This window comes from Pedobacter superstes (assembly GCF_037622515.1).
Taxonomy (GTDB): domain Bacteria; phylum Bacteroidota; class Bacteroidia; order Sphingobacteriales; family Sphingobacteriaceae; genus Paradesertivirga; species Paradesertivirga superstes.
Genome location: NZ_JBBJCN010000004.1, coordinates 60,134 through 85,579, shown reverse-complemented (window position 1 = coordinate 85,579; position 25,446 = coordinate 60,134). Strand labels below are relative to the sequence as shown.

Here is a 25,446-nt window from a genome sequence, read left to right as displayed (position 1 = left end):
AAGCAGTTAAGATTTTTTCAAGTGTGTTAAATCGGCTAAAAGTTTTTTTAGTTCCCTTACTTCCAACCGAAGTCCCTCTATGTCATTCAAACCGGCAGTGGGAGTTTCTTTAGATTGTGCATCTCTCCCGATAAAAAACGACGCCAAAGTAGCGGTAATGTATCCAAATACCGCAAAGCCGTATAGGGATAGCAGCGTACACAAGATTCTTCCCTCAGCTGATTTAGGCCAGAAATCCGTCCCGACGGTAATAACCAGCATAGTAGTCCACCATACTGCCACAGCGTATGACTCAAAAGCCATATTCTCAAATGCATACATTCCAGCGGATCCAGCTAAAATTACGGCTATGGTGAGTGCCATCACATAACCGAAGCCGCGCCGATCCATCGTAGCATTAAGGCTTTTCATGCCACGGTTTAAACTTGCGATGACTTTGATAAGACGAGTTCCCCTGAAAATCCTAAGTAAGCGTATAAAACGGAAGATTCTAAACAACCGTAAAGCAGGAATTATCAAGGAAATAGCTGTGAGAATGTTCTTCCTGAGGAAAAGCAATTTCTTTGGAGCCAATAGAATCTTTAGCGCAAAGTCGCAAATGAAAATTATCCAGATAATAGTACTAATTAGCTCGAGAACACTATTAAAGCCATTTATAAATTCGACGATTAGTAATACTAACCAAACAAAGCCCAGGAAGATCATTGGCCCTTCAAGAACCTTCTCTATTCTTATTAACAAGCGGTTCCTTCTTAAGGATAATCCTTTATTTTCTTCCATCAGCCAGCATAATACGGTATAACACCATATCGGAAAAACAGTTCAAATAAGAGCTAACCCACATCAAACTCACCTTATCGTCTTGATATGAATTTGAAATAATGAAAACTTTAGTGATTTCATAGTATTGAAATAGTGTATCTAAAATTCAACGTTATGGAAAATCAAAATCATCAGGAAATAATTCAAAAATTACTGAATTGTGCCCTAACTTGTGAAAATTGCGCTACATCTTGTCTTAAGGAAGAACATGTAGCAATGATGGCAAAATGTATTAGTCTGGATAGGGATTGTTCGGATATCTGTTTTCAGGCAGCCAGACTTTTGCAAAGAGAATCACCAATAGCCCGACAGTTCTTGTTGTTATGCGAAGAGATCTGCCGCATGTGTGCCGATGAGTGCAGTAAACATGATGATGAACATTGTAAAAGATGTGCTGAAGCATGTGCTGTATGTGCAGATGCCTATCATCAATCCCACCAACCAATAGAGCAGGATTAGAACGCTTAGAAGCAAGGAAGTTCCTTATAAAATTGGCGTTTCCTTACGCTTAGCTAACTAGCTAATCTGTCGATTCTATCAAGGTCGTTTTACATACAGGGCAAACTCCAGGCGCCTCTTTAATCACTTCAGGATGTTTAGGACAAGTATATACTGTACTTCGTTTATTTTCAACCTCAACATGATCTTGTTCTACGCTATCTGCTCTTTCACGCGGAGCTTCTTTACTTGCATCAACCCGATTGCTGTTATTGCACGATACAATCATTAGCACTGCTATCAAGGTCCAAAAGGTTAAGATCTTCTTTTTCATCAGAATATATTTGTTTTTTAATGGATATGAAGCTGTCATGAGCATATTCATTTCTGTTTATGAGCGGTATGCTCATGACGGTTTCATTTTAGCAATTAATATGTCCTACCCATAACAATATTTCTTGAAATCATCTTGCCGATTATTTTTAATTATTTAAAACCATTAAAAATTTCATTAGTTAAATATTGTATTAGCAATATAAATATATAGAATTAATTAACAAATCTATGAAAAAGTATGTAATTAACAAGAAAAATTCTATTGTCGGTGCAAGAGTATTGAGAATCAAAAAGGTAAAATGGAAATTATTTGTCAGAGACGAAGACAAGACAGACTTTAATGTACGTGAAATTGAATATGTGAACCTCGGAACAAAGACCTTAAATCATGCTCTCACCTTACATAAAGTCCAACATTAACCCTCAAAATTGAAGTTATGACAGAGATCAAAATTGAAAAGAAAAAGCCCGCCTGGCCATTGATAGTGCTGGCTGTGGCGATAATAGGATTAATTCTTGTCTATTTTCTGGCTTATAATGACAGGGAGGATGAAGTAGTTGGAAATCTGGACAATACTGAAATTGTACCAGGAAGCGAGATTACGAGCTATTTTCTCTTAATAGACAGTGATCCAGATTCGATGAGCTTATCCCATGAATTTACGAACGATGCTCTTATGCGATTAATTCAGGCTACCAGCTTTACAGCTTTAAAAAACAACTTTGACATTAAAGCAGACCTGGAATCGGCCCGTAATTACGCCACCGATATCACTAAAGACCCATTCGAAACCACTCACGCAGATAAAATCAGGAAAGCAGCGGATATTCTCACTACAGCTCTCGTAAATCTTCAGGAAGCAAACTATCCGGATTTAATTAATGAAGCTACTGAATTAGAAAAGGCAGCTGCCGCGATAGATCCTGATACCCTTACCCTAGAGCAAAAGGTTGAAGTCAAAACCTTTTTTAGAAAGGCGAAGGATCTGCTGCATGAAATGAATAGTTAACAAAATTTTTAATTTAAAACTTAAAGTTATGTCTGACGAAAATAGAGATCTGTATTACTTACATGAATTATCTGATTATAAAGTTGCTTCTGATTATTCGGATGTGAGAGGCTGGAAAGTAAAAGATTCTGGTAATAGAACTATAGGGATAATTGACGGCCTGCTGGTAAGTAAAAAGGCAGAACGCGTTATTTACCTTGATGTAGAGATTGACGAGTCTGTGATTGAAGATAGTCACAAAGCTTATGAAGTTCCGGCAAGTGCTGGTACACATGAGTTTTTAAACAGCGATGGAGACACTCATCTTATTATACCTATAGGCTTAGCAAGTCTAAATGAAAAGATGAAAACGGTATGTGCCGAACAATTGGACTATTCAACCTTCATTAAAGCTAAACGATTTCGCAAAGGAGCCATCATTGCTCCTGAATACGAACTATATATATGCCGACATTACACAGGAGATAACTCATTAAATGATACTACCATTGTGAATGCCTCCTTTTATGATCGTCCTGAATTTAACAACAAGGAGGTGTTAACCAGTAAATAGCATAGATAAAGCCTGATCATTGTTTAGTTTAAGTAGATGTTAACGACTAACCAATTACAAACCTATCAGGCTTTATCCTTATGGATTTAGGAATGTACTCACGTATTAATATCTATATTATGAAAACTCTCAATAATTTAATTTTAACGGCAATTATCAGCTTGAGCGCAATGTTTACAGGCTGTACCGCAACCTCGCCAAGAGTAATTGTAGGATCTGATTTTAAACTTGGTGAACCCATAAAACAGTTCAAAACATACAGTTGGAGCTCGAGCATAGATAACATCCCCACGAATGAGGTCTTTATTGGACCTCATGGTGTGTACATTTTTAATAATGTTTCTACACGAAGTCAGATAAAAGATGCCATCCAATATGAGCTATCTGGCAGAGGTTTTAAAATGGATTCCAGCAATCCTGATATGATTGTCAACTATCTGGTTTTTGAAAAGGAAGGTGAACTTAGAACCTATAATGGCTACCAGGTTGTAAACGGGTTAGATTCAGTAAGGACAGAAGACAATGTAGCGAGAGTGACGGTTAAACCGGGAACTTTATATATAACAATAAGCGGAGCGAAGAACGAAGATGTGGTTTGGCAAGGTTATGCATCCGGCATTCTAAGTTCGCGTTTAATTAAAGATCCAGCTAAAGTGAAGGCTGCAGTTCAGCAGATTTTTAAGGAGTTTAAATATAAAGCCTTTGCAAATTAGTCGTATTACTAGTTCGATCAGGAACTGTAGATCCTAGAGCGAATATTATGCTGCAGAGGAAAACGCATTTGAGGGCGGTGCTTTGTCTATCGATAATGATCTTAAGATAAGAAATTAGGGATCTCTTATCTATAGTAGAATAAGAGTCAAGTTATAAATTAATTCAACTACAAAGTAGAAAAGCCATGAAAACGTTAAAAAGAATCAGTTTAATAATCCTTGTTTTTGTATTCAGTTCAGTTTCCTTTGCTCAGGAAAAACGAGATGAGAAACTTCAAAAATCAGTGGAAGTCCTTAAAGAGCTTGCTGCGATAAGAGAGTATATACCAAAAGATCTTATGCAGAAATCTGAGGGAATCGTTGTTATCCCTAACCTTATCAAAGTTGGATTAGGAATCGGCGGACAAAGGGGTAAAGGGGTAGCAATGGTTAAGAAAGCAGATGGGAGCTGGAGCGACCCCGTTTTTATAACATTAACAGGAGGAAGCATTGGCTTTCAGGCAGGTGTTCAAGCCATTGATTTGGTGATGTTTTTTACAAAAGGCAGTATACTCACCAATCTCGGCAATGGTGAGTTTACACTTGGAGGGAATATTAGCGTTGCTGCCGGGCCAATAGGTCGGAGCTCATCGGCTACTACAGGTACTAAACTGGAGGCAGAAGTGTATTCCTATTCCCGGAGCAAAGGACTTTTTGCAGGATTAACCTTAAATGGATCTAGGATTTCTCCGGATGAGGATGCCAATAAAGCATTTTACGGAGCTGAAAATACACCGTCTGCGATATTTAATAAAAATGCAGGGTCAAAAGATGCAAATGTAACAGCGCTTAAAGGAGCAGTAAAAGGTTTCCATTAATTAAATGGAATACAATCATTAATAAATCCTAGAGTGCACAGGAGGTTGGTATTGTTCTTTTTGTGCACTCCTAGGTACTAAATGAAAGTATCACTGCAGTCAAGTAAAGTTAAAATTTATACAATTACTAACATGAGGACTTTGATGAAGGAGATTAAAAACAGCAAGGGAGTAAGGTATGTGTTATTAATAATGACTTGCGTCCTTGTATCTTTTTCATTATATGCTCTTTCTCATTCCATATCGCAAATGGACAGTTTAAGAAGTTTTGTCAACCTCTTATTTGTAATTTATGGCATGAGAATACTGTACTCGCATAGAAATGTAAATCCTTAAAGGTTATAATCTCGGTAAAAAGTACAAAATAAATACTTAAAAACATTAACACTGAACCATGAAAAAGCTGTTATTCCTTTTGCCGGTTTACGCACTTGTTTCCTGCGGTAATAGCGAATCATACCAAGATTCAGAAGATACCACTTCAATACTTCAGAACCAGATAAGTGCTGATACATTTATGACTAAGGAAAATTCCGATATCAATCGCGATTCAATAAAAAAATAACAGCGGCTTACCAGGGTATGAACATTATAAGACCATGTTTCAAGTTCTAAAGTTAACAGGAGACATGTTGTATTTATAAAACAACGTTTTCGAGGGGCCATTAATCGCCTTGCTGTTCGGTTTAGGCAAAGAGTATAAACTATTTAAATTTAAATCTAACGTTATGAAAAATCAAAATCATCAGGACCTGATTCAAAAGTTGTTGAATTGTGCCCTTACTTGCGAGAATTGCGCTACTTCATGTCTTCAGGAAGAAGATGTTGCTATGATGGCAAAATGTATTAGGCTTGATATAGATGGCTCTGATATATGTTTCCAGGCCGCCAGACTTTTACAAAGAGAATCACAAATTGCCCTTCAATTCTTATTATTATGTGAGGAGGTTTGTCGCATGTGTGCTGACGAATGCAGCAAGCATGATGCTGAACATTGTAGAAGATGTGCTGAAGCCTGTCGGGTGTGTGCAGAGGCCTGCCATGAAAATCACCGGCCCATAGAACAAGATTAAAACTTCAATCCAGGAGGTATTCGTATGCTTCCTGGATATAGGATTTATTATCAGTCATTCCCCGTTTGCTGAAAGATGCAGCCCAATTTATTTTCAGCCAATACCAATTCGATTATTAAACGCTTACACTATTGTTGTTTCTTAACATAAAGCTCTTGAACCATCACCATAATAATTAGCACAACCGGAGTAGCTATATGATACCCAGATAGCCTGTTACGGAGCCCACAATTAATTGCCCGATAATGATTAAAGCAGGAGGGATACTTACCAGTTTCTTCTGAACCATTGGAGTAATAATATTGCTCTCAATCATTTGAATCAGAATATAAAGGCCGGCAATAATAAGAGCAGTGTTTACACCTAGCGTTAATCCAATTAATACTGCTGGAACCATGGCAATAATAGGCCCCAAATTAGGTATGAAGTTCAGTGCCCCTGCAATAATAGCCAGGGCAAAAACTAACGGTACTCCTAAAATGGACAGGCCGATTCCAGTTAATACAGCTACCACAGCCATAGAAAACAGCTTGCCTTTAAACCAGCTTTTTAAAGTTTGTCCTAATTTATCAAGTACATGCCTGCCTTGCTCTTTGTCTTGTTTTGGTATAAGTGCAATAATTCCATTTCTATAGGTAGAAGGATCGGCAGTTAAAAAAATGCCGAGGAACAGTATCACATAAATATCTCCAAGTACGCCAAAAGTTGAATTGAAAAATCTTTTTGCGGACGAAACTAACTTCTCTGAATTTGGTCCGGAAGTTTGATCTAAAATGGTTCGTCCCCATGAATAATGACTTAACTGCGTTTTTGCCTGGTCGACAATGGCGGGCAGTTTTTCACTCATAGTACTTATTTGCGACTGCACACGCGAGCCTATTAGCCAAAATAGTAACCCAATGATAATGAAGCTTCCTGTGATAGATAAAAACATACTCCATTTATGCGACAGCTTAACTTTTCTTTTAATTAAACCCGCCAAACCGTGAAAGTAAAGTGCAATAATAGTTGCTGCCAGAATCATCAGCAGCACACTGAAGGTAGATTTCAGAAGTAACAGCACAATCACAAATAGTGCTACAATAGCTACTTTTTTTACGAAAATCATAGCAAAGTTTTTATAACCTTATCATATGTTTTGTCAGCAGAGCCATCTACTTATCACCACCCTGGTTTCTTGTCAGCCCGAGATCGGACGGCAAATCTTAACCCCTATTTGTTTAAGGTAGCAGGAGGGACGGCGTATCTCATATACAATGTTCCTAACCTGTTGTTAAGTCCCATTATAGGGCTGGTAACAGCCAAAATACTGTCCTGATTATTCTCAACTTCAATACTATTCGTGGTTAAAAGTGAAGTATTGCCTATGGAGGAAAAGGGTTTACCATCATCTTTTTTATTTGTAGAAGACACTATCGTTCCCTTGTCGTTAACCACAACAATTAGCTGAAAGTTTTTTTCCTTCACCATCTCATTCATATAGAGGTTTACCTGGCTAAGATTTCCCCGCATCATTTCAGATCTTATAGCCCATACGAATGGTTTACTCAAACGCTTTAGGTGCTGTTCGTGGATCTGCACAATTTGGCTTGAAGCCTGATTATACAATTGTTCTTTTTCAATTTGGGCAGCCTTTTTTATATTATTTACTTCAATCACTTTCCAGACCCATATACCCGCGAGTAAAACTAACGCAACAATAAGAGTTACTAAATAGGTTTTTCTACTAACAGAAGTATGTTTTGGTGATGGATTTTGACTAAAGTTCTCTGGTATACCGTCATTTATTTGAGCCATAGTTTTGTTGTTTAATAGTATGTTGGAGAAGATGAAGCCAAGCTGTTCTATACAATAGTAAAACAATTGCCTGGCGTATGACATTTATTGTATTGGCAACGTAAAACACGTTATTTGTGTTTTTAATATTATGTATTATATTGCATTTGCAATTAAAGTGTTTAGTAAAGTTTCAATGATTAATAGAAAGAGTAAAAATTTGTGTGATGTTAACAGCTGTTTTTTGTGTAAAGGATGTTTGCCTGAATGGCTTGCGGCAATCGAACTTCACAAAAAGAATTTTGAAGTAAAAAAAGGCAACCGAGTTTTTTCAGAAGGAGATGCCGTTGAAGGTATTTATTTTGTGTATCAAGGCACCATAAAAATTCATGAACGCTGGGATAGTGATAAAGACTTGATAGTTCGTTTTGTACGCCCGGGGGGTATTTTTGGTATTTTTGGATTGGGTGAGGATCAAAAATATTCTAGTTCTGCCACCGCCTTAGAGCATTCGATAGTATGTTATGTGGGGTTGAATTTTTTTGAGTCAACACTCAAGGTTAACCCAGAGTTAACCCGTAACCTTATGCACTTTTTCGCAAATGAGCTTCAATGTTCTCATAAAAGCATGCGCGATTTAGCTCATATGCCTGTAAAGGCTCGTATAGCTCAATCGTTTTTAATGCTGAGAAAACAATTTGGGACAGATGAGAACGGTATTTTAAATGTCGAGCTATCCCGTCAGGACCTTGCTTCCTTCTCAGGTTCGTCATATGAAACATTGTTTAAAGTGGCCACCGATTTCAGTAAGAATAAGATTATTGAATTAACTGGAAGAAGCATGAGAATTCTTGATGAATTAAAGCTGATAGAAATAGTGAAACAGAGCAATTTACAATAGGTAATTCTCGTATCACTTTGAATATAGTAAAACAACCGGAACCCTATTCTTATGGAAAACATCTTTTTTAGTAACAATCACAGTCTAGTGAGAATTCTCCTCGTGGGGGTTCTTGCTTACTTCTCCTTGATTTTCATGTTAAGAATTTCAGGAAAGAGAACTTTGGCTCAAATGAAGGAATTCGATTTTATAGTTACAGTTGCCCTGGGTTCAACTTTGGCCACGGTTTTGTTAAGTAAGGATGTAGCACTGGCGGATGGAGCACTAGCGTTGGCTCTCTTAATCTCTTTACAATATTTGCTTGCATATATATCGGTGAGATCGAAAGCGTTCTCAAAATTAATCAGTTCGGAGCCAACACTTATATTTTATAAAGGAAATTTCTTAGGGAAGGCTCTAAAAAAGGAAAGAGTTACGGAGGCAGAAGTGAGGTCAATCCTTAGAAGCAACGGAGTTACATCAATAAAACAGGTTGAAGCTGTAGTAATGGAATCAAACGGGCAATTTACAGTTGTAAAAGAAGGTAGTCTATCAAATGAAGACTCACCGTTGTCAAGTGTAAAAAGAATTGAATAATTTTTAGGCATTTCCAAAGGCTAACACATGTAGCTTTCCTATGGCTACTGCGATGTAAAAGAACATTTTAAACTTATCAGAGTTCTTGTATAAAAGAAAAGCATGGGTCAAGGTATATTAAAGTGGTTCCGGACTATTTATAAACAAACCATCGCGAGCATAGCCTTTTTACCTGCTCTAATAGCCGTATCCTTTTTATTCCTGTCATTCTTTATGATTCAGTTTGACTTTTCCGATTCAGGAAAAGCTATAAAATCTAATGCACATTGGCTTACTTTGAAAGATGCCAGTACCGCAAGAAGCATAATATCTGCTATTACCAGCGGGATCATTTCCCTTACCGTGTTCAGCTTCAGTATGGTGATGATATTGCTGAACCAAGCCGCCTCACAACTTAGTAACCGGATACTCGATAAGCTCATTGGTAATCGTTTTCAACAAACAGTGCTTGGCTTTTATATAGGAACTATTGTTTACGCCTTGTTTCTGCTAAGTACTATTCGAGATATCAATTCAGGCATTTATGTTCCGGCAATAAGTACTTATTTGCTTATTGCACTTACTGTAATAGACATTTTCTTTTTTATCTACTTTCTGCACTATGTTACTCAATCAGTAAAATATGAAACCATCATTCATCGGATTCATGATACCACCAGAAAATCTCTTGAAAAAGCTTGTGTTGCTAAAAGTGATACTGATGTACATTTTAATCTTGTGGAAACTACAGTGGTTAATGCTTATAAGTCAGGAATATATCAAGGATTTGCACATGATGTGCTACTGGCTTTTTGCAAACGAGAAGATATTGTTATTTCATTTCTGTACCCTTCAGGAACATTTGTTTTAGAAGGCCATCCTTTATTGGAAATAAAATGCAATCAGGACCCCCATACAAACCTTCAGGAAGACCTTAGCAAGCTCATAAATATACACAGAGGCCAGGAAATTAAGTCCAATTATTACTATGGTTTCAGGCAGTTAATGGAGGTGGCAGTAAAAGCTCTTAGTCCAGGAATAAACGACCCTGGTACTGCTGTTTTAAGCTTGCAAGCATTAGGTGAACTGTTGGCATTTCGGCTTCATAACTATCCGGTTACTCATATTAAAGATAAAGAAGACGTAGTCAGAATCATTACAAAAGAACGGTCATTTAGCGAGATTTTTAGAGACAGTATCCATCCCATCTGGGATTATGGCAGAAAAGATCGTTTGGTTTTGAAAGAATTACTTCACATTCTTTTACAACTGCAGAAGCAATGTGAAGAGCCTTTAATAAACAACCTTTTAGCGCTAGTGCACAAAGCGATAAGAGAGCAGGATCTGGAAACTGCTTCTTAGGCTTCATGGGAAGCAACCAGATGTGTCTGCTCCTGATAGTAGATTGACTCTGGAAACTAACAAGCATTTTTAGGGTTGAATATATAGCAGCAAAACTCAATATTACATTATCTATGAAAAATAGTAAAAACGGATGGAAATTAAATATACTACTTATCTTGGCTCTAACAATCACAATCGTCCTTGGTTCGTGTGCCCAAAGGGTAAGATTTAGACCCTCAAAGTTGGTTCCCTCAGCGCAAGGATATGTGAAAATCACAAAGGATGAGAGCCAGAACCATACTATAAAAATAAAGGTCTCAAATGTTTCTACTCCACAAAAGTTATACCCATCAAAAGAAGTGTATGTAGTCTGGATTGAAACGGAAAAAAACGGTGTTAAAAAATTGGGGCAATTGGAAGGTTTCTTAAGGTATGGTTCGAATCGTCCAGGAGGGACATTAAATACGGTTACCCCTTTCAAACCAATAAAAATCTTTATCACTGCTGAAGATACAGGCAGTAGTAATGTGCCTGGAAGCCAAATCTTACTCCAAACAAGAAACTTCGATTGATAGCGCCAATACTAGCGACGAAAATAAGCTAACCGTCAATAATGTGCGATTGGGAAGGTAGTGTCTGCTGAATTATAATCAAACACTTAAAACTAACTAGGTTATCAAGGGTTGACTAGACACGGCATCAGAGCTTAAAATACATCTATGAAAAACATCAGTAAAAACGTGCTGGGGGTAAGAGTATTATTTGTTGTGGCTCTCGCAATCACAATCTTATTCGGCTCCTGTGCTAAGAAAGTTCGATTTACACCTTCAGCTGCAGTTCCGGCAGCAGAAGGGTTCGTAAAAATTAAGAAAGATGAAAATAAAAATTATTCGATTGAAATAAAGCTCTCGAATTTAGCGGAACCTGAACGGCTGCACCCTGCCAGGCAAGTTTATATTGTCTGGGTAGAAACAAAAACAAACGGCATCAAAAATGCTGGACAGCTCAAGAGCTCTAAGGGACTTTTCTCCAATTCCTTAGAAGGAACCTTGACTACCGTAACCGCATTCGAGCCTGTGAGAGTATTTATTACTGCAGAAGATACAGCTTCCATTCAGTATCCTGGTACACAGACGGTGATTCAAACAAGAAATTTCGACTAACATGGCAACTGAAAAAATCAATATAAATCGAGTTACTCAATTGGTCTATTGGGTAATCGGGGCTATTGCCCTTGCCGGAGTCGTATTTATGTTCTGGCCTAAGGAAGATACGCATACCCAACTTAGAGGAAACCTGAAGTTATCCAGTGATTCGATGGTTGTTGTGAATCATTATCTTGAATGGGCAGATGAAGCTTCAAAAAGTGATATGAATGTAAATCATGGATTTGTATCCACCGGACTTAGTAAAATGGCTGATGCTTTAAAAGTTCTATCGACAAAGGTCTCGAGGAAGATGGGAGATGATTCTAAAGCACGCATAGATACTATAAAAGAAATGTCAGATCTTTTGATTAAAGATTCAAAAAGCTCACAGCATGCTGATATGATAAAAAAGGCGTTCACAGCTTCCGGAGAGGTGTTGACATCAGTGCAAACCTATTCGTTTCCAGAACTGGAGAATGAAATAGAAATCTTGAATGAAAAAATATCAGAGATAGAATCCGAAAAACCGACACTTGAGCAAAAGCCTGAAATCGTTCAAAGCTTTCAACAGGTGGCTGTGCTCTTAAAAAAGATGACTGATGATGAGAATAAAAACCTTGAATAACCGTATAATATATAAGCATTTGTAACCATGTTAATTAGTCATATTCATTAAGGGCATCAGAACGTCGTTTATCTGATTTAGCCCATGCTATTCAGAAACTATGAAAAACACGTTCGCATTATATATTCCACTTCTATTTTTCTTTGCAACCAACACCCGCGGGGCGCAAGTAACGCAGTTGCAGGATACATCAATAACGATTTCAAACTCCGTTACCGGACTTCACGTCAAACGTCAATCTCTCGACAAACTATCGAGTAGCAAAGCAGATGATATCCGGCAATTTTATAATAACAGGAGCTATCAGTATGCCTGGTTTAATGAAGACGGACTTGCTGAGCAAACCCAATCTTTTTGGAACTTGTACGAGAACTTCCTTAACTATTCGGGAGATAGCTCCCTTTATAATGCAGACTTACATGATCGAGTTGAGCTTTTTACAACTTCCGATGCAAATTTTAATCTCGTCGAACAGGACTTTGAATCAACGGAATTACAGCTTACCCAATTATTTCTAAACTTTGTTGAGCGGGCATACACGGGGAAGGTTAACCCTAAAAACTTACAGTGGCATATCCCGCGTAAGAAGGTTAATGCGGTAAAGACACTTCGTGAGTTCGCTGAAAACAACGGAAAGGAACCAGAAAGTATTCTGCCCATTAATCCGCAGTATCTATTAATGAGAGATCATGTCCTGCGTTTTCAGAAGCTACAAAACCGAGTATGGCCGGAAATATCCCTGGGCAAAAGGAAAGTGCTTAGGCTCGGGGATTCTTCCGCTGTAATAAATTTGATAAGGGATCACCTTTATATTTTGGGTGATCTGCCATCTGCTAATGGCTCGAATGCCTTTGACAGTGGCTTTGAAGCTGCTGTCCTTAGTTTCCAAAGACGACACGGTTTAACAGATGATGGTATCGTTGGCCCTGCCGTAATAAGAGCTCTCAATATTCCTATAGAAACGAAAATCGAGCGAATGCTTATTAACATGGAACGGATGCGGTGGATGCCCGCTCAAGGCGAAGGCAAAAGAGTGATTGTAAATATTCCGGAGTTCAGGCTCCATGTATACGAAGGGACCGATGAAGTGTTAAATATGGATGTTGTTGTGGGTAAGGCAGCCAATCGTACAGTGATTTTCTCTGACAAGATTAAACATGTTGTATTTAGCCCTTATTGGAACATACCCAGGAGCATTATCCGAAACGAGATCCTTCCTGGCATCGAAAAGAATCCACGGTATTTAGCTCGACATAACATGGAAGTAACCGGAGAGAGAAATGGTCTGCCGGTTATCAGGCAAAAGCCCGGAAGAAAGAATGCACTTGGCAGAGTAAAGTTTATCTTCCCAAACAGGTATAGTATTTATTTACATGACACACCAGCTAAGCGGTTATTTCAACGGACCAGAAGAGATTTTAGCCACGGCTGTATAAGAGTGGCCGAACCATTTAAACTTGCTAAATACCTCTTAAAAGATCAAGCAGAATGGACAGCCGAAAGAATAGAAGGAGCAATGCACGCTAATTCTGAAAAATGGGTTGGCCTTGATAAGCCTGTGCCCGTTTACATCAGCTATTTTACATCCTGGGTTGATGATACCGGGAAATTAAACTTCAGAGACGACATCTATGGGCACGACAAAAAGGTGGCTGCTCATTTATTTAACTGAAAATGCTTAACACGTTATTGAATAGTAAATCAAAGAAAATCGCACCATTTCTTTGAAATACTGTTATGGTGTTAACGTATGGATACACTGAGATTAATATCAATTATCATTACTTTATCGGCAGTACTGGCATATCTTAACATACGCTTCTTAAAACTTCCTTCAACAATAGGGCTGATGGTTTTATCCCTGCTGTTATCTCTGCTTCTTCTATTGGCTGGAGCTACGTCACCAATTGGTGGCTTCGTTAAAAAATTAATGGTTCAAATTGACTTTTCAGGATTTCTCCTGGATTTTATGCTTGGATTTCTTCTGTTTGCCGGGGCGTTACACACCGATATAAAAAGACTCCGGGAGGCAAAATGGCCCATCCTGACCTATGCGACCGTTGGTACATTAGTTTCCACCTTTTTGGTTGGAGGGGCAGTCTACGTACTGCTTCCCATGCTGTTTAAACCTGTAGATTTTATTTATTGTCTGTTGTTTGGGGCTCTGATATCACCCACAGATCCTATTGCGGTATTATCCATCCTGAAAAAGGCCGGTATTTCCGAATCCATTGAGACCAAAATAACAGGCGAGTCTTTATTCAATGACGGTGTGGGTGTTGTGGTTTTTTTGACACTATTTAACATAGCAAGCGAAGGTTTTGCAGAGGTATCAACGTCAGAGATTGTCGTGCTGTTGGCGGAAGAGATATTAGGAGGTATATTTTTAGGTTTAATACTGGGATACATCGGCTTTATTATGCTTAAAAGGATAGACCATTATCAAACAGAAGTACTGATAACGCTGGCTATGGTGATGGGAGGAATTACGCTTGCACCCATTTTTCATTTCTCTGCCCCACTGGCAATGGTGATAGCGGGCTTATTTATTGGCAACAAGGGAGCCCTGGAGGCGATGTCAGAGGAAACTAACGACTATGTGCACAAGTTCTGGGAAATGATTGACGAGATTTTTAATGCACTGCTTTTCGTATTAATAGGTCTCGAGCTTTTGGTTATCCCTCTGAAAGTATCTTTCCTGTATGTGGGCCTGGCAGCAATAATCATCGTTATCATTAGCCGCTATATATCTCTAATTACTCCATCATACCTTTTCAGATTAAGATATGAGTTCCCGCAAAAGACTTTCCTCCTTATGACCTGGGGCGGCTTACGGGGTGGTATTTCTATTGCTCTTGCGCTCTCCCTAACCACTCGTATGGAGCGAGATATGATGGTTTCTATTACATATATCGTGGTGCTGTTCTCCATTCTTGTGCAAGGTTTAAGTCTGGAAAAGGTGGTGCGAACCTTAAATGATAAATGAATATAATCGAATCAGTATGAAGAAATCAACAATCGGAATTATCGGACTTGGAAAAATGGGTGGAAACATTGCATTACAGGCAATGGATAAAGGATACGGCGTGTTGGGGTATGATCTGCATCAAAATGAGGAAATCCAAAGGCAAGGCGTGTCACAGGCTCCGAGTGTGGATGAGATGCTTTCGTCGCTTTCAGAACCTAAAATTGTTTTCGTCTATGTGCCAGCTGGAGCAGTAATAGACAGGATACTGGAACAGCTCTCTGCTACTATGTCAAAAGGAAGTATCATCGTGGATGGAGGAAACTCCTATTGGGGTGATTCAATTCAGCGCTCGCTTAAATTAAAAGAAAACGGTATTCATTTTATCGACTGCGGCACCAGCGGAGGCGTTGATGGTGCTCGTAATGGTGCTTGCTTTATGGCAGGCGGCGAACCAGAGGCAATGGAACACGTAGCGCCAATTTTAACAGATCTTGCAGTAGAAAATGGCTTTGTTCATACCGGTGCACCAGGTTCCGGACACTATGTAAAACTGGTACATAATGGCATTGAGTTTGGTATGTTACAAGCTATTGGCGAGGGAATGGACCTGCTTTCAAATTACAGAGAAGAGCTTAACTTCCCTCAAATACTAAAAACCTGGAATAACGGCTCTGTTATTCGCTCCTGGTTAATTGAACTGATGGCTAAAATATATAACGAAAATAACGGGTTTGAGTCTGTTCCATCCTATATAGAAGATACTGGTGAAGTTAACTGGCTGGTAGCAGACGCGATGCGAATGGAAGTACCTGTACCTGTAATTGCACAATCTGTTATGCAGCTATTTGCCTCGCGAAACACCGAACGTATTGCCGACAAAGCTATCGCTATGATGCGACACGGTTTCGGTGGTCATCCATTTGGCGAAGATGAAGGAATAAAATACGAAAGAAAGTTCGGTAAGATTGAGAATATTGAAAGCAATCGCTTATATAAAAAGAGGGCGGATAACAGCTGAGTTTTGCAGATGTTCATTCAGTGGTTTTTCAGTCTTTTTAAATGTTGCTTCATCTCGGCAATTTCCCTTTCCTGCGATTGAATTATCTGATCAGCTAGTTTTTTCACATCAGGATCACTAAGTTTAGCATGTTGACTAACTTGAATTGCAGATGAATGATGAGGTATCATCGCTTTCATATATTGCTCATCATTTATAAAAGTCTGGGACCTCAGGAATGTTAATGCTAATACAAATACAGCCACACTTACTATCGTAATAAGTGCATTTAATTTTTTGTTTTCATACATCATCGACATCATTAACAGCATTAATATAGCCATAGGCGAAACCATTAAAAGTGCCATGTATGCGCGGGTTGTGCTTAGATATACATGATCAAGCCTGTCTACGTTAAGAAACATTACAGCATACATTATAAGAAACGAAATTATCAGCATGCCCATAAACTTCATATAATTATTACTTTTCATTACTGTGAATTTTAAGTTTATACTTTTTATTCTAGCCGTTATCCACAAATCCCGGGTATAATGTCATTCCACCATCTACATAAATTGTTGTTCCGGTTATGTAATCACTTTCATGTGATGCTAACCAGACCGCCACCTTTGCAATGTCTTCAGGTAAGCCAATGCGTCTATAGGGTATAAGTTCCATCAGTTCTCTCATTTTCTCTTCATCTTTCCAAACATCCTCGTTAATTTCGGTTGCAATTGCGCCCGGAGAAATTCCATTTACTCTTATCTTCTTCGACGCAACCTCCAGTGCAAGAGATTTCATGAGCATCAAAATACCACCTTTTGAGGATGCATAATTTACATGCCCGGCCCATGGGATAATATCGTGTACAGAGCTAATGAAAATTATATTTCCTATCGCCCGGCCGTCTGAAGTACCCGGTTTTTTGATTTCAAATGCCTGGATTGCTTCACGGGCACATAAGAACTGACCAGTTAAATTGGTGTTGATAACCTTATTCCATTGGTCTAATGTCATGCTGGAGAAATCGCTGTCTTTTTGGATTCCGGCATTATTAATCAGAACATCAAGGGTACTATATTCATGCAGTGCTTTGTCAAACATGGCAATAACCTCATCTTCTTTTCCAACATCAGCTTTGTGAATAAAGCCCTTTCCGCCAGCTTGGATGATCTGGTTCAACGTATCACTAGCGCCATCTTCGTCGCTATGGTAATTTACAACAACGTTAGCACCTTGCTGGCCAAATGCTATGGCGATACCCTGGCCTATGCCAGAACTGGCGCCTGTTATTAAAACCGTCTGCTTATTTGTTTTTGTTAACATAAATGGTAGATGAATAGTTGTTTACGTTTTTATTTCTGCTATCGTTTAACTGCCCATTGAGGTTGTACGCCGCACTAATTAAGCCAAGATGCGTGAAGGCCTGAGGAAAGTTGCCCAGGTGTTCTCCCTGAAAACCCAATTGCTCTGCATATAACCCAAGATGGTTAGCATATCCTAACATTTTTTCAAAATAGAACCTGGCTTTTTCCAGTTGACCCGATCTCGATAAACATTCTACGTACCAGAAGCTGCACATGGAAAAAGTTCCCTCATGACTAACAAATCCATCGGGGGCAGCAAGATCTGGCCGATAGCGATAAACCAAAGAATCAGATACCAGTTCTTTTTCAATTCTTTCGAGGGTAGAAAGCCACCGTGGATCTTTGGGACTTATGAAGCGCACAAGCGGCATCAAAAGGGTAGAAGCATCTACAGTTTCTGCGCCCGGGTATTGCATGAATGCTTGCTTTTTCTCATCCCAAAAATCTGCAAAAATATTGTTGAAGATCGTATCTCGTTCAGTTTGCCATCTTGGGTTTAAAGGGAATGATCTGGCTTCTGCTATTTTAATAGCCCTGTCAAAGGCTACCCAACATAATAAGCGTGAATAGAGGAAATTCTTCCGGCCACCGCGTACTTCCCAAATGCCTTCGTCTGGCTGGTTCCAGTTATCACTCAACCAATCTATTTGTTTCTCAAGATCCTTCCAGAAGTCGTAAGAAATTGGCTCTCCATACTTATTGTAGAGATAAACAGCATCGAGTAATTCTCCATAAATATCAAGTTGTAATTGTCCATAGGCATCGTTACCGACTCTCACGGGCGCAGAACCTCGATAGCCTTCAAAATGATCAAGTGCCATTTCCTCAAGTTGCCTGTGACCATCTATAGAGTACATGATTCCGAGTCTGTTTTGGCCTTTTATATCCTGGCATAGCTTTTCTACCCAATGCATAAATGCACCTGCTTCTTTAGTGTAGCCGAGTCGAATCAATGCATACATCGAAAAAGAGGCGTCTCTGATCCAGGTAAAACGGTAATCGAAATTTCTTTCCCCACCAATACTTTCCGGCAAACTGAAGGTTGCTGATGCTATTACTGATCCGTAATTATGTGAAGTTAGTAGTTTTAAGACAAGCGCAGAACGGTTTACCATGTCAAGCCATCTGCCTGAATAAGTAGATTGAGCTATCCAGTTCTTCCAGTAATTAACAGTTTCAAAGAGGGCCTCTGTTATAAAAGCCTTAAAATCCCGTTCGCTATGATGTTCCTTATCTACATGTTCCAGTAAAAAGTCTGCTGTCTCTGTAGCACCCAAAGAAAACTCGGCAACAACATCGTCTCCTATCACCTGCAGCGGGACAGAGCTAACCAGGCGAATCGTTGTCCTTTCTTCTCCGCTACTCGTGAATATAATTTCTGTGTCAGAAACAGAGGTAATGGTATGCAGGCTTCTTCCGTAGTTGAAGCGGGGCATACACTTCATTCTATATTTTACATCGCCCCTGATTGTTGTTACCCTGCGTATAAGCTCTTTGCCGTTATACAATTCCTCAACCGGCATAAAATCGGTAATCTCGCTAACGCCCTCTGTTGATAAGAACCGGGTAAGCAACACATTCGTGTCCGGTAAATACAATTGTTTGGTTTTCTGTTCTTTAAATAATGGATTTAACTTGAAACACCCACCTTTTTTTTCATCCAGCAGGGCAGCAAAGATGCTCGGAGAGTCAAAGTTTGGAAAACACATAAAGTCAACAGACCCATTCAATCCAATTAATGCCACAGTATTAAGGTCGCCGATAATTCCATAATTTTCTATTGGCTGATAACTCATAGGCAATAACTTGAGGCATTATAGTGCTTAGAATTAACTATTTGCCAGAGGTTTTGTTCTGGTCAAGATTATCCTTTGCCTTTTGCAGCTCTCTTTCAGTGTTTTCGGTATCCTCCTCATTTTCCTGCACACTTCTTTTTTTGTTTTCTACACTGAAGTCAATCACTCCCGATAAACCTATTTGATAAAAAAACGTTAGTACTAAGAATCATTTCGCCATTACCTTCTTACCACAATTAGGTATTTCACTGAAATAATAATTGCAATCAGATGTACCAAAAAACATTTTTCAGTCTTTTTCTTTTAGCCCTTGTCCTTTTTTCGGGATGTGGTAAAAGTAACAGTCAAAAGAAATTGGAATTGAGAGAAAAGGAGTTACAGCTAAAAGAAAAGAAGCTACTCAATCTCGATCAACAGTTAAAATTAAAAGAGCAGGATCTGTCAAAACGAGAGCAGCGACTAGATAGTTTAAAAAATAATGATGATACCCTTGGGGTATACAACCCTAAACTTGTAGGTAGTTGGTTAATAACTATGCAATGCATTGAAACAACTTGTGAAGGATACGCAGTAGGGGATACAAAAACAGAACAGTGGAATATAGCATATCAAAATAATAGGGTGATAATTAAAGCTATTTCCAATAAAAAAATAATTCGAACCTATTCTGGATTTTTTAGAGAAAATAGTTTAAATCTTACGGCAGTGCCACCTCCCGATGCCCATACAGAAATGAGTGTTGTATTAAATCCTCATGATACGAATGACAAGTTAATGGAAGGACAACGGGTAATCGACAGAACTGGAAATTGTAGGGTTGTATTTACTCTCAAAGCTGAAAAACTATAGGATTGAATTATGAATATGGTCTTATTGTCTGCTGTCGACTTCTCGTTACCTTTAAAGAACCCGGTTATCATCTTTTCCCTGGTTCTGTTTATCATTCTCTTTGCGCCGATTCTATTCAACAGAATCAAGATTCCACACATCATTGGTTTAATCATAGCCGGTATTGTTATTGGTCCTTATGGTTTCAATCTGTTGCTTCGCGACAGCAGTATTGTATTGTTTGGTACTGTTGGGTTACTCTACATTATGTTCACGGCAGGTCTGGAAATAGACATGGAAGAGTTCAAAAAGAATCGCTTAAAAAGTTTGGTTTTTGGGCTTTTTACCTTTAGCGTTCCTTTGGTTTTGGGAAGTCTGGCGGCATATTACTTACTAAACTTTAACCTTTACCCGTCCATTTTATTAGGGAGTATGCTATCTACCCATACCTTATTAGCTTATCCTATTGTTAGTAAATACGGAATCGCACGCATAAGAGCTGTAACATTAACTATTGGTGGAACAATAGTTACAGATATTCTTTCGCTATTGGTACTTGCTGCTGTGACCGGCATGACCAAGGGAGATATCGGCCCTTCGTTTTGGATCAAGCTGCTGATCGGCTGCGTTATTTTCGGCTGCATTGTGTTCTTGTTATTTCCGGTGATTGCTCGTTGGTTCTTTAAGCGGTTCGATGATCATATTTCGCAATACATTTTTGTATTGGCAATGGTGTTTTTAGGTTCTTTTCTGGCTGAGGTTGCAGGTTTAGAGGCAATCATTGGTGCGTTCCTATCCGGCCTTGCATTAAACCGGTTTATCCCACATGTGTCACCTTTGATGAACCGGATTGAGTTTGTGGGAAATGCCTTCTTTATTCCGTTTTTCCTGATAGGAGTAGGGATGCTCGTAGATGTAAGTGTTTTATTCAAAGGTATGGGAGCTATAACGGTTGCCGCAGTAATGATTGCGGTGGCTGTAACATCAAAATATCTGGCTGCTGTTTTTACCAAGAGGACCTTTAATTTATCACAAGATGAACAGCGCCTTATTTTCGGATTAAGCAATGCCCGTGTAGGTGCGACATTAGCGATAGTTCTGATTGGCTATAACATTATTCTCGCCGAAACTGCCAGTGGGGAACCTATCAGGCTCTTAAACGAAGATGTGCTCAACGGAACGGTATTAATGATTTTGGTAACCTGTACCATAAGCTCATTTGTTGTAGAAAAAGCATCGCAAGTCATCGCTTTGAAAGAAGAAAGCCTATCTCATAGTAAAGCAGCTACAAATGAGAAAGTCCTCATTTCGCTGGCCTATCCCGAGACCGTCGTCGAGATGGTGGATTTCGGGTTAATGCTCAAGCCTCATAAAAGCAATATTCCTGTTTACTCACTCCACGTTACTCTTGATGAAAATGGCACTTCCAATTCAGGTGCAAACCGAAAAAAGATAATGGAAAAGGCATTGAATCATGCTTCGGCCACAGGAAATGCACTAATTCCAATTACACGATATGATATCAGTATTAGTCATGGAATTATTTATACTATTAAAGAGCATAGCATCACTGACGTTCTTATCGGACTTCCTCACAATGCAGATCAGCAAACCTTCTTTGGGCCTACTGCTGAGAAGATTTTAAAGAGTATTCTGGATACTATTTACGTTTATAAACCGGCACAACCTCTAAATACTTTAAAGAAGATTGTTGTTCTGGTACCTGATAAAGCGGAGTTTGAACCTGGATTTTCGCATTGGTTTGAGAAATTGGCAACTATTGCCAAAGCATCGGGTATGCCGATTACCTTCTATGCCGGAAATAAAACATTAGCAAAACTGAAAGCCGTTTATGAAAACACTGTTAACGGCCCCAAAATGGAGTTTACTGACTTTAATAATTGGGACGATTTTTTGATTTTTAGTCGCGAACTAAAAGCGAATGACCTATTTGTAATCATTAGTTCCAGGAAAGGAAACGTTTCATACAATCAATACCTTGAGAAGTTACCTTATTATCTTAGTTCTTATTTTCAAGCCAATAGTTTTATGATTTTATATCCCAAACAATTGGATCAGAATCCAAATATGGAAGATATTTTGCAATCAGACTCTTCTCTTATAGGACCTATTGCTCGGAAAAGCCCATTAAGTAAAATTGGAAAGATCCTGAGAACAATCTTTGTTAGATAGCAATTAGATTAATATCTGAACGTAAAAAGAACGCAATTCGTTGTAAAAGCACCTAACAATAAAATACTATTTTACTTAGAAGACGATGAGCTGATGTAATAAGTGTTCAGCGCTCTTTAAATAAACTTGATTTTGAGTATGAGCTCTGTACTGCCTTTAACGGTTTAGAAGGCTTGAACCTGTTAAATGAAAGGCTTGCTTCAAATGAACCACTACCTGAAGTGATCATTTTGGATTTGAATATGCCTAAGATGAACGGCATAGAGTTTTTAAGAGAATTAAGATAGGCTAAGAAACATCGAAATATTCATAATGACAACATCGGGAGAAGAAACTGAGAGGAAAATTGCTGAAAATTTAGGAGTATCAGGTTATTTGATAAAGCTCCATAATTTCAATGATAATAGTAAGCGGAAAGACTCTCTGGAAGTTTTTTCAGTTCCATTTAAGAAAAATTTTCACTTGATGAAGCCTTAACTGTTCCTTATAAAGAGATGAATTCTCCCTTTACCGCAATTGTTCACGATTAAAAAAAGCGGATTGAAAATATTTGTTTACTCTTATGTGTTTACAGGCAGCCGAGTCATTCAAAGTAGAATAATTATCTATCCTGCTTAATTAATTCCTTGTCGATTACTTCACCTAAATCAGCTATTTCTTTCGGAGTTAGTTGCGACTCGGGCGTAGAGGTATATTCACCCGTTGCATTGTTTTTATATAAGTACTCATAATGGCTTCCATTTTAAGTGTACTTCGAACATTGAATAAAGTTCGTCTTTGCCTTTTATGTCCTGGCATATCTCAAATAATCTTGCGTCGTTTATGAATTGATATTTGAAGGGTTTCATAAAACTGGATTTTTAAAACTGGCAATTAAATTCCGTTCAAAACTTTGATTAGTGAGCTGTGTGTAATCATACTCCAAGGAGTTTTTCAACGAGTCCAGCTTTTCATTAATAAATACAGATGAGTCTTTCCATTCAATTCTTTGCACCTTTCCGGTACTTGTTACGATTCTCTTGCCAGGATGCCACTTGCCCGTTTCAATAACCATATAAGGAATGCTCCAATCGTTGTCCATTAAAAAGTCATCAACTCTGCCAATTTTATGCTCAGAGGTAAAGATTTTATAGCCAACTACTTCCTTAAAGCTCCTTAGATGCGGGTCGCTGTTAGTAACGGCGACAGAAGTCTCCTGATCGGAAAAATCATCTTCATTCCGAACTTCTTCTGAAATCTTATTTTTAGAAGGCATTGAGGGAGGGATAACTCCACCAATCGTACCGGTTGATATAGAAGCGAGACGTGAATTATCGTCATATGGCCATGAGTAATGATGATGTAAATCTTGTTCCTGCTGACGGGAGACAGGTTTTTCAGTGTCGATATCCGGGCTATTTCTAACTTGATCTTTGCTAAGATTTACTGGGAAGCTTTCAGCATCCCAAAAAGGTGTTTTCAGTGCCACAGGAGAAACCAGTACCTTTCTTCCAAATAGCCAACTACCCGTTTTTACTATTAGGTAGCGTATCTTCCAGGTTTCATCGTCAAAATAAAAGTTCTTTACTCTGCCTATTTCCCCATCAGTTGCCCATATGGTGAATCCAATTAAGCTATACATACTTCTTAACATACAACTATTGGCTAAAATACTATACTATAATAAGTTCCGTCACCAATTGTTTGAGCAATCAATGACTACAGTTAGTAAAGTGCTAAACAATCTAAAAGAAAAAGGTTATACCGTCGACTTTAATCTGAACGATAATTGCCTGGTTTGTCATGAAAACACCCTGCAAATCCATCCCGAAGAATTTATAGTTGATAAGCATTATCGTTTCGAAGGACAAACAGATCCAGGGCTGCCATTTTCAGATGCAAAAAGCACTGCAATAGGACTAACAGAACTTATAGTCGCATCAGATTTTGAATAAATAGCAAGTCAGCCGATGGCAGACACTAATCTAATTGTGCAATTGAAAAATAAGGGTTACATACAACAAAAACTCCTATTTATTAATGTCCAAATTTTTGGTTCAAAGTTGGTCCGGTCAGAAGATGTTTATTGAGCATAACCTCCTCAACCGAGCCTTAAAATTTTATCATTCTATAAATCCTTTCCCCTTCAAATCATCAATAACGAGTTCCAGAATCATTAGAAAGCATTCTAAGTGTTCAAAGTATTCCCGGTCAGGGGTACAAATCATTCGCAAGACCGAGGTATTTGCGAGTGATTCTTGTTTATTATCTTAAGCATGTTTGTGTGAATAATTTTAGAACGGCTCCTCTTCAACCGTTTCGAATCAAAATCAGTTCAACCACTCTTCACAATTAGAAGCCTAATACATTCGCCCTTTCAGACGTGCACCTGTCGTATTGCTATCGTAAACCGAAGGGGCAACGAAGAAGAAACAAGCAGCAAAGTAGAGGTCAGATCTTTACGGTAAGATAATCTTTTGAATCATCTGTATGGATGACTTATTACCTTGGTGGAGGAGTATTAGCCACAACTGGCGAAAGAATATTTTAGTTAACGCAAGGTTTAATTTTAAGTTCGTAAATCAAAGCAGAGAAATTAAGAGGCTTATAGGCACAATGGGGCCTTATAATGCAAATTATCATGCTTTTCGCATCGGACTAAGAAAAAGATTAGAAACTTTTATCGATTCCGAGGAGGAACTTAGGAAGAATGTGAAAAACATCAGATGCTTTGTTCTTAATTATCCAGGGATTTATAAATTATTCTAATTAAGTGCTTAGTACCTTTTTACGGTGGCTAATGCCCCAGTCTCTCATTGCATAAATGATCGGCGTTAACGTATCCGCATAAGGCTCCTGAGTGTATGTAATTCTTACCGGATAATCCCCTATCACGGTTCTTTTAATAAGTTGGTGCAGTTCCAGCTCTTTTAACTCTTTAGCCAAAACCTTTGGAGTAATGCCGGGTATGCTTTCCTGGATATCAACAAATCTATCATTGCCTACACCGATAGACACAATTATTGGAAGTTTCCACTTACCGCTCATTACATCCAGGAAATCCCGCACCGGATTGATGGTACTTATGCAATCGTTATAACCTCTTTTTACCGCCATAATAGTCTTTTGAAAATAATAAATCGCTTTCCTTTAGGAAAGCACTA

Annotated in this window: 29 protein-coding genes; 20 read left to right on the top strand and 9 right to left on the bottom strand. The window is 38.6% G+C overall.

Annotated elements, in window-relative coordinates; translation table 11 throughout:
* Positions 1 to 6: 6 nt before the first annotated feature.
* On the bottom strand, positions 7 to 780 hold the full coding sequence (locus WG906_RS12545; RefSeq protein ID WP_339993015.1) for a potassium channel family protein: 774 nt from the start codon (positions 778 to 780) through the stop codon (positions 7 to 9).
* A 156-nt stretch (positions 781 to 936) separates the two neighbouring features.
* Here WG906_RS12545 and WG906_RS19540 point away from each other — a divergent pair, with 156 nt between their 5' ends.
* Positions 937 to 1,281 (top strand): four-helix bundle copper-binding protein, encoded by a 345-nt coding sequence (locus WG906_RS19540; protein WP_489737896.1) that lies wholly within the window; start codon positions 937 to 939, stop codon positions 1,279 to 1,281.
* Positions 1,282 to 1,342: 61 nt separating this feature from the next.
* Here WG906_RS19540 and WG906_RS12540 read toward each other — a convergent pair whose 3' ends face one another.
* Complete coding sequence (locus WG906_RS12540; protein ID WP_339993014.1) at positions 1,343 to 1,594, bottom strand: heavy metal-binding domain-containing protein; 252 nt, start codon at positions 1,592 to 1,594, stop codon at positions 1,343 to 1,345.
* Positions 1,595 to 2,033: 439 nt separating this feature from the next.
* Here WG906_RS12540 and WG906_RS12535 point away from each other — a divergent pair, with 439 nt between their 5' ends.
* From WG906_RS12535 to WG906_RS12510, 6 genes are all read left to right on the top strand, one after another.
* Positions 2,034 to 2,606 carry a hypothetical protein gene (locus WG906_RS12535; RefSeq protein WP_339993013.1) on the top strand — a complete coding sequence of 191 codons (573 nt, stop codon included), beginning with the start codon at positions 2,034 to 2,036 and terminating at the stop codon, positions 2,604 to 2,606.
* Between the two features lie 28 nt (positions 2,607 to 2,634).
* A complete protein-coding gene (locus WG906_RS12530; RefSeq protein WP_339993012.1) occupies positions 2,635 to 3,159 on the top strand; it encodes a photosystem reaction center subunit H in 525 nt (174 codons plus the stop codon).
* A 119-nt stretch (positions 3,160 to 3,278) separates the two neighbouring features.
* The gene (locus WG906_RS12525) at positions 3,279 to 3,872 is read left to right on the top strand and encodes a DUF4136 domain-containing protein (protein WP_339993010.1); all 594 of its coding nucleotides are present in this window, start codon (positions 3,279 to 3,281) and stop codon (positions 3,870 to 3,872) included.
* 185 nt (positions 3,873 to 4,057) lie between these two features.
* Positions 4,058 to 4,729 (top strand): lipid-binding SYLF domain-containing protein, encoded by a 672-nt coding sequence (locus WG906_RS12520; RefSeq protein WP_339993009.1) that lies wholly within the window; start codon positions 4,058 to 4,060, stop codon positions 4,727 to 4,729.
* 394 nt (positions 4,730 to 5,123) lie between these two features.
* Positions 5,124 to 5,294 carry a hypothetical protein gene (locus tag WG906_RS12515; protein WP_339993008.1) on the top strand — a complete coding sequence of 57 codons (171 nt, stop codon included), beginning with the start codon at positions 5,124 to 5,126 and terminating at the stop codon, positions 5,292 to 5,294.
* 163 nt (positions 5,295 to 5,457) lie between these two features.
* Complete coding sequence (locus WG906_RS12510; protein ID WP_339993007.1) at positions 5,458 to 5,802, top strand: four-helix bundle copper-binding protein; 345 nt, start codon at positions 5,458 to 5,460, stop codon at positions 5,800 to 5,802.
* Between the two features lie 193 nt (positions 5,803 to 5,995).
* On the opposite strand, the gene WG906_RS12505 is transcribed toward WG906_RS12510, so the two are convergent.
* Together WG906_RS12505 and WG906_RS12500 are read right to left on the bottom strand one after the other, a co-directional pair.
* Positions 5,996 to 6,910, bottom strand: a complete 915-nt coding sequence (locus tag WG906_RS12505) for an AI-2E family transporter (protein ID WP_339993005.1) — start codon at positions 6,908 to 6,910, stop codon at positions 5,996 to 5,998.
* 104 nt (positions 6,911 to 7,014) lie between these two features.
* Entirely contained in the window at positions 7,015 to 7,599 is a 585-nt protein-coding gene (locus tag WG906_RS12500; RefSeq protein WP_339993004.1) for a hypothetical protein, read from the bottom strand.
* 130 nt (positions 7,600 to 7,729) lie between these two features.
* Between WG906_RS12500 and WG906_RS12495 the strand changes: the two genes are divergently transcribed.
* The 9 genes from WG906_RS12495 to gnd all read left to right on the top strand — a co-directional run bounded on the left by WG906_RS12495 (position 7,730) and on the right by gnd (position 16,137).
* Positions 7,730 to 8,479 (top strand): Crp/Fnr family transcriptional regulator, encoded by a 750-nt coding sequence (locus WG906_RS12495; RefSeq protein ID WP_339993003.1) that lies wholly within the window; start codon positions 7,730 to 7,732, stop codon positions 8,477 to 8,479.
* Between the two features lie 51 nt (positions 8,480 to 8,530).
* Positions 8,531 to 9,055 (top strand): DUF421 domain-containing protein, encoded by a 525-nt coding sequence (locus WG906_RS12490; RefSeq protein WP_339993002.1) that lies wholly within the window; start codon positions 8,531 to 8,533, stop codon positions 9,053 to 9,055.
* 102 nt (positions 9,056 to 9,157) lie between these two features.
* Entirely contained in the window at positions 9,158 to 10,396 is a 1,239-nt protein-coding gene (locus WG906_RS12485; RefSeq protein WP_339993001.1) for a DUF2254 domain-containing protein, read from the top strand.
* Positions 10,397 to 10,509: 113 nt separating this feature from the next.
* Positions 10,510 to 10,950: a hypothetical protein gene (locus WG906_RS12480; RefSeq protein WP_339993000.1), complete on the top strand. Its 441-nt coding sequence runs from the start codon at positions 10,510 to 10,512 to the stop codon at positions 10,948 to 10,950.
* Between the two features lie 147 nt (positions 10,951 to 11,097).
* Entirely contained in the window at positions 11,098 to 11,541 is a 444-nt protein-coding gene (locus WG906_RS12475) for a hypothetical protein (RefSeq protein WP_339992999.1), read from the top strand.
* A 1-nt stretch (position 11,542) separates the two neighbouring features.
* Complete coding sequence (locus WG906_RS12470; RefSeq protein ID WP_339992997.1) at positions 11,543 to 12,151, top strand: hypothetical protein; 609 nt, start codon at positions 11,543 to 11,545, stop codon at positions 12,149 to 12,151.
* 100 nt (positions 12,152 to 12,251) lie between these two features.
* Positions 12,252 to 13,823, top strand: coding sequence for a L,D-transpeptidase family protein (locus tag WG906_RS12465; protein ID WP_339992996.1), 1,572 nt, complete (start codon positions 12,252 to 12,254; stop codon positions 13,821 to 13,823).
* Between the two features lie 78 nt (positions 13,824 to 13,901).
* Positions 13,902 to 15,137: a cation:proton antiporter gene (locus WG906_RS12460; RefSeq protein ID WP_339992995.1), complete on the top strand. Its 1,236-nt coding sequence runs from the start codon at positions 13,902 to 13,904 to the stop codon at positions 15,135 to 15,137.
* A gap of 16 nt (positions 15,138 to 15,153) precedes the next feature.
* Entirely contained in the window at positions 15,154 to 16,137 is a 984-nt protein-coding gene (gene gnd, locus WG906_RS12455) for a phosphogluconate dehydrogenase (NAD(+)-dependent, decarboxylating) (protein ID WP_339992994.1), read from the top strand.
* A 17-nt stretch (positions 16,138 to 16,154) separates the two neighbouring features.
* On the opposite strand, the gene WG906_RS12450 is transcribed toward gnd, so the two are convergent.
* From WG906_RS12450 to WG906_RS12440, 3 genes are read right to left on the bottom strand one after another with little or no spacing between them, the layout of a single operon-like run.
* Positions 16,155 to 16,610, bottom strand: a complete 456-nt coding sequence (locus WG906_RS12450) for a DUF305 domain-containing protein (RefSeq protein ID WP_339992993.1) — start codon at positions 16,608 to 16,610, stop codon at positions 16,155 to 16,157.
* Between the two features lie 31 nt (positions 16,611 to 16,641).
* A complete protein-coding gene (locus WG906_RS12445) occupies positions 16,642 to 17,445 on the bottom strand; it encodes an SDR family oxidoreductase (RefSeq protein WP_339992991.1) in 804 nt (267 codons plus the stop codon).
* Positions 17,426 to 19,282, bottom strand: coding sequence for a glycoside hydrolase family 15 protein (locus WG906_RS12440; protein WP_339992990.1), 1,857 nt, complete (start codon positions 19,280 to 19,282; stop codon positions 17,426 to 17,428). Before WG906_RS12440 ends, WG906_RS12445 begins: the two co-directional genes overlap by 20 nt.
* Before the next feature lie 270 nt (positions 19,283 to 19,552).
* Here WG906_RS12440 and WG906_RS12435 point away from each other — a divergent pair, with 270 nt between their 5' ends.
* The 3 genes from WG906_RS12435 (at position 19,553) to WG906_RS19480 (ending at position 22,590) form a co-directional block, all read left to right on the top strand.
* Positions 19,553 to 20,131 carry a hypothetical protein gene (locus tag WG906_RS12435; protein ID WP_339992989.1) on the top strand — a complete coding sequence of 193 codons (579 nt, stop codon included), beginning with the start codon at positions 19,553 to 19,555 and terminating at the stop codon, positions 20,129 to 20,131.
* A gap of 9 nt (positions 20,132 to 20,140) precedes the next feature.
* Entirely contained in the window at positions 20,141 to 22,303 is a 2,163-nt protein-coding gene (locus tag WG906_RS12430) for a cation:proton antiporter (RefSeq protein ID WP_339992987.1), read from the top strand.
* A 98-nt stretch (positions 22,304 to 22,401) separates the two neighbouring features.
* The gene (locus WG906_RS19480; RefSeq protein WP_431844482.1) at positions 22,402 to 22,590 is read left to right on the top strand and encodes a response regulator; all 189 of its coding nucleotides are present in this window, start codon (positions 22,402 to 22,404) and stop codon (positions 22,588 to 22,590) included.
* Positions 22,591 to 23,147: 557 nt separating this feature from the next.
* Here the strand turns inward: WG906_RS19480 and WG906_RS12425 are convergent.
* Positions 23,148 to 23,924, bottom strand: a complete 777-nt coding sequence (locus WG906_RS12425; protein ID WP_339992986.1) for a PRC-barrel domain-containing protein — start codon at positions 23,922 to 23,924, stop codon at positions 23,148 to 23,150.
* Between the two features lie 19 nt (positions 23,925 to 23,943).
* Here WG906_RS12425 and WG906_RS12420 point away from each other — a divergent pair, with 19 nt between their 5' ends.
* Entirely contained in the window at positions 23,944 to 24,237 is a 294-nt protein-coding gene (locus tag WG906_RS12420) for a hypothetical protein (RefSeq protein WP_339992985.1), read from the top strand.
* Between the two features lie 814 nt (positions 24,238 to 25,051).
* On the opposite strand, the gene WG906_RS12415 is transcribed toward WG906_RS12420, so the two are convergent.
* Positions 25,052 to 25,399 carry a winged helix-turn-helix transcriptional regulator gene (locus WG906_RS12415; protein WP_339992984.1) on the bottom strand — a complete coding sequence of 116 codons (348 nt, stop codon included), beginning with the start codon at positions 25,397 to 25,399 and terminating at the stop codon, positions 25,052 to 25,054.
* Between the last annotated feature and the right edge of the window lie 47 nt (positions 25,400 to 25,446).

What these genes read in the sequence shown, in the direction of transcription:
- WG906_RS12545 (WP_339993015.1), bottom strand. Translation starts at nt 780, where the DNA reads ATGGAAGAAAATAAAGGATTATCCTTAAGAAGGAACCGCTTGTTAATA.
- WG906_RS19540 (WP_489737896.1), top strand. Translation starts at nt 937, where the DNA reads ATGGAAAATCAAAATCATCAGGAAATAATTCAAAAATTACTGAATTGT.
- WG906_RS12540 (WP_339993014.1), bottom strand. Translation starts at nt 1,594, where the DNA reads ATGAAAAAGAAGATCTTAACCTTTTGGACCTTGATAGCAGTGCTAATG.
- WG906_RS12535 (WP_339993013.1), top strand. Translation starts at nt 2,034, where the DNA reads ATGACAGAGATCAAAATTGAAAAGAAAAAGCCCGCCTGGCCATTGATA.
- WG906_RS12530 (WP_339993012.1), top strand. Translation starts at nt 2,635, where the DNA reads ATGTCTGACGAAAATAGAGATCTGTATTACTTACATGAATTATCTGAT.
- WG906_RS12525 (WP_339993010.1), top strand. Translation starts at nt 3,279, where the DNA reads ATGAAAACTCTCAATAATTTAATTTTAACGGCAATTATCAGCTTGAGC.
- WG906_RS12520 (WP_339993009.1), top strand. Translation starts at nt 4,058, where the DNA reads ATGAAAACGTTAAAAAGAATCAGTTTAATAATCCTTGTTTTTGTATTC.
- WG906_RS12515 (WP_339993008.1), top strand. Translation starts at nt 5,124, where the DNA reads ATGAAAAAGCTGTTATTCCTTTTGCCGGTTTACGCACTTGTTTCCTGC.
- WG906_RS12510 (WP_339993007.1), top strand. Translation starts at nt 5,458, where the DNA reads ATGAAAAATCAAAATCATCAGGACCTGATTCAAAAGTTGTTGAATTGT.
- WG906_RS12505 (WP_339993005.1), bottom strand. Translation starts at nt 6,910, where the DNA reads ATGATTTTCGTAAAAAAAGTAGCTATTGTAGCACTATTTGTGATTGTG.
- WG906_RS12500 (WP_339993004.1), bottom strand. Translation starts at nt 7,599, where the DNA reads ATGGCTCAAATAAATGACGGTATACCAGAGAACTTTAGTCAAAATCCA.
- WG906_RS12495 (WP_339993003.1), top strand. Translation starts at nt 7,730, where the DNA reads ATGTATTATATTGCATTTGCAATTAAAGTGTTTAGTAAAGTTTCAATG.
- WG906_RS12490 (WP_339993002.1), top strand. Translation starts at nt 8,531, where the DNA reads ATGGAAAACATCTTTTTTAGTAACAATCACAGTCTAGTGAGAATTCTC.
- WG906_RS12485 (WP_339993001.1), top strand. Translation starts at nt 9,158, where the DNA reads ATGGGTCAAGGTATATTAAAGTGGTTCCGGACTATTTATAAACAAACC.
- WG906_RS12480 (WP_339993000.1), top strand. Translation starts at nt 10,510, where the DNA reads ATGAAAAATAGTAAAAACGGATGGAAATTAAATATACTACTTATCTTG.
- WG906_RS12475 (WP_339992999.1), top strand. Translation starts at nt 11,098, where the DNA reads ATGAAAAACATCAGTAAAAACGTGCTGGGGGTAAGAGTATTATTTGTT.
- WG906_RS12470 (WP_339992997.1), top strand. Translation starts at nt 11,543, where the DNA reads ATGGCAACTGAAAAAATCAATATAAATCGAGTTACTCAATTGGTCTAT.
- WG906_RS12465 (WP_339992996.1), top strand. Translation starts at nt 12,252, where the DNA reads ATGAAAAACACGTTCGCATTATATATTCCACTTCTATTTTTCTTTGCA.
- WG906_RS12460 (WP_339992995.1), top strand. Translation starts at nt 13,902, where the DNA reads ATGGATACACTGAGATTAATATCAATTATCATTACTTTATCGGCAGTA.
- gnd (WP_339992994.1), top strand. Translation starts at nt 15,154, where the DNA reads ATGAAGAAATCAACAATCGGAATTATCGGACTTGGAAAAATGGGTGGA.
- WG906_RS12450 (WP_339992993.1), bottom strand. Translation starts at nt 16,610, where the DNA reads ATGAAAAGTAATAATTATATGAAGTTTATGGGCATGCTGATAATTTCG.
- WG906_RS12445 (WP_339992991.1), bottom strand. Translation starts at nt 17,445, where the DNA reads ATGTTAACAAAAACAAATAAGCAGACGGTTTTAATAACAGGCGCCAGT.
- WG906_RS12440 (WP_339992990.1), bottom strand. Translation starts at nt 19,282, where the DNA reads ATGAGTTATCAGCCAATAGAAAATTATGGAATTATCGGCGACCTTAAT.
- WG906_RS12435 (WP_339992989.1), top strand. Translation starts at nt 19,553, where the DNA reads ATGTACCAAAAAACATTTTTCAGTCTTTTTCTTTTAGCCCTTGTCCTT.
- WG906_RS12430 (WP_339992987.1), top strand. Translation starts at nt 20,141, where the DNA reads ATGAATATGGTCTTATTGTCTGCTGTCGACTTCTCGTTACCTTTAAAG.
- WG906_RS12425 (WP_339992986.1), bottom strand. Translation starts at nt 23,924, where the DNA reads ATGTATAGCTTAATTGGATTCACCATATGGGCAACTGATGGGGAAATA.
- WG906_RS12415 (WP_339992984.1), bottom strand. Translation starts at nt 25,399, where the DNA reads ATGGCGGTAAAAAGAGGTTATAACGATTGCATAAGTACCATCAATCCG.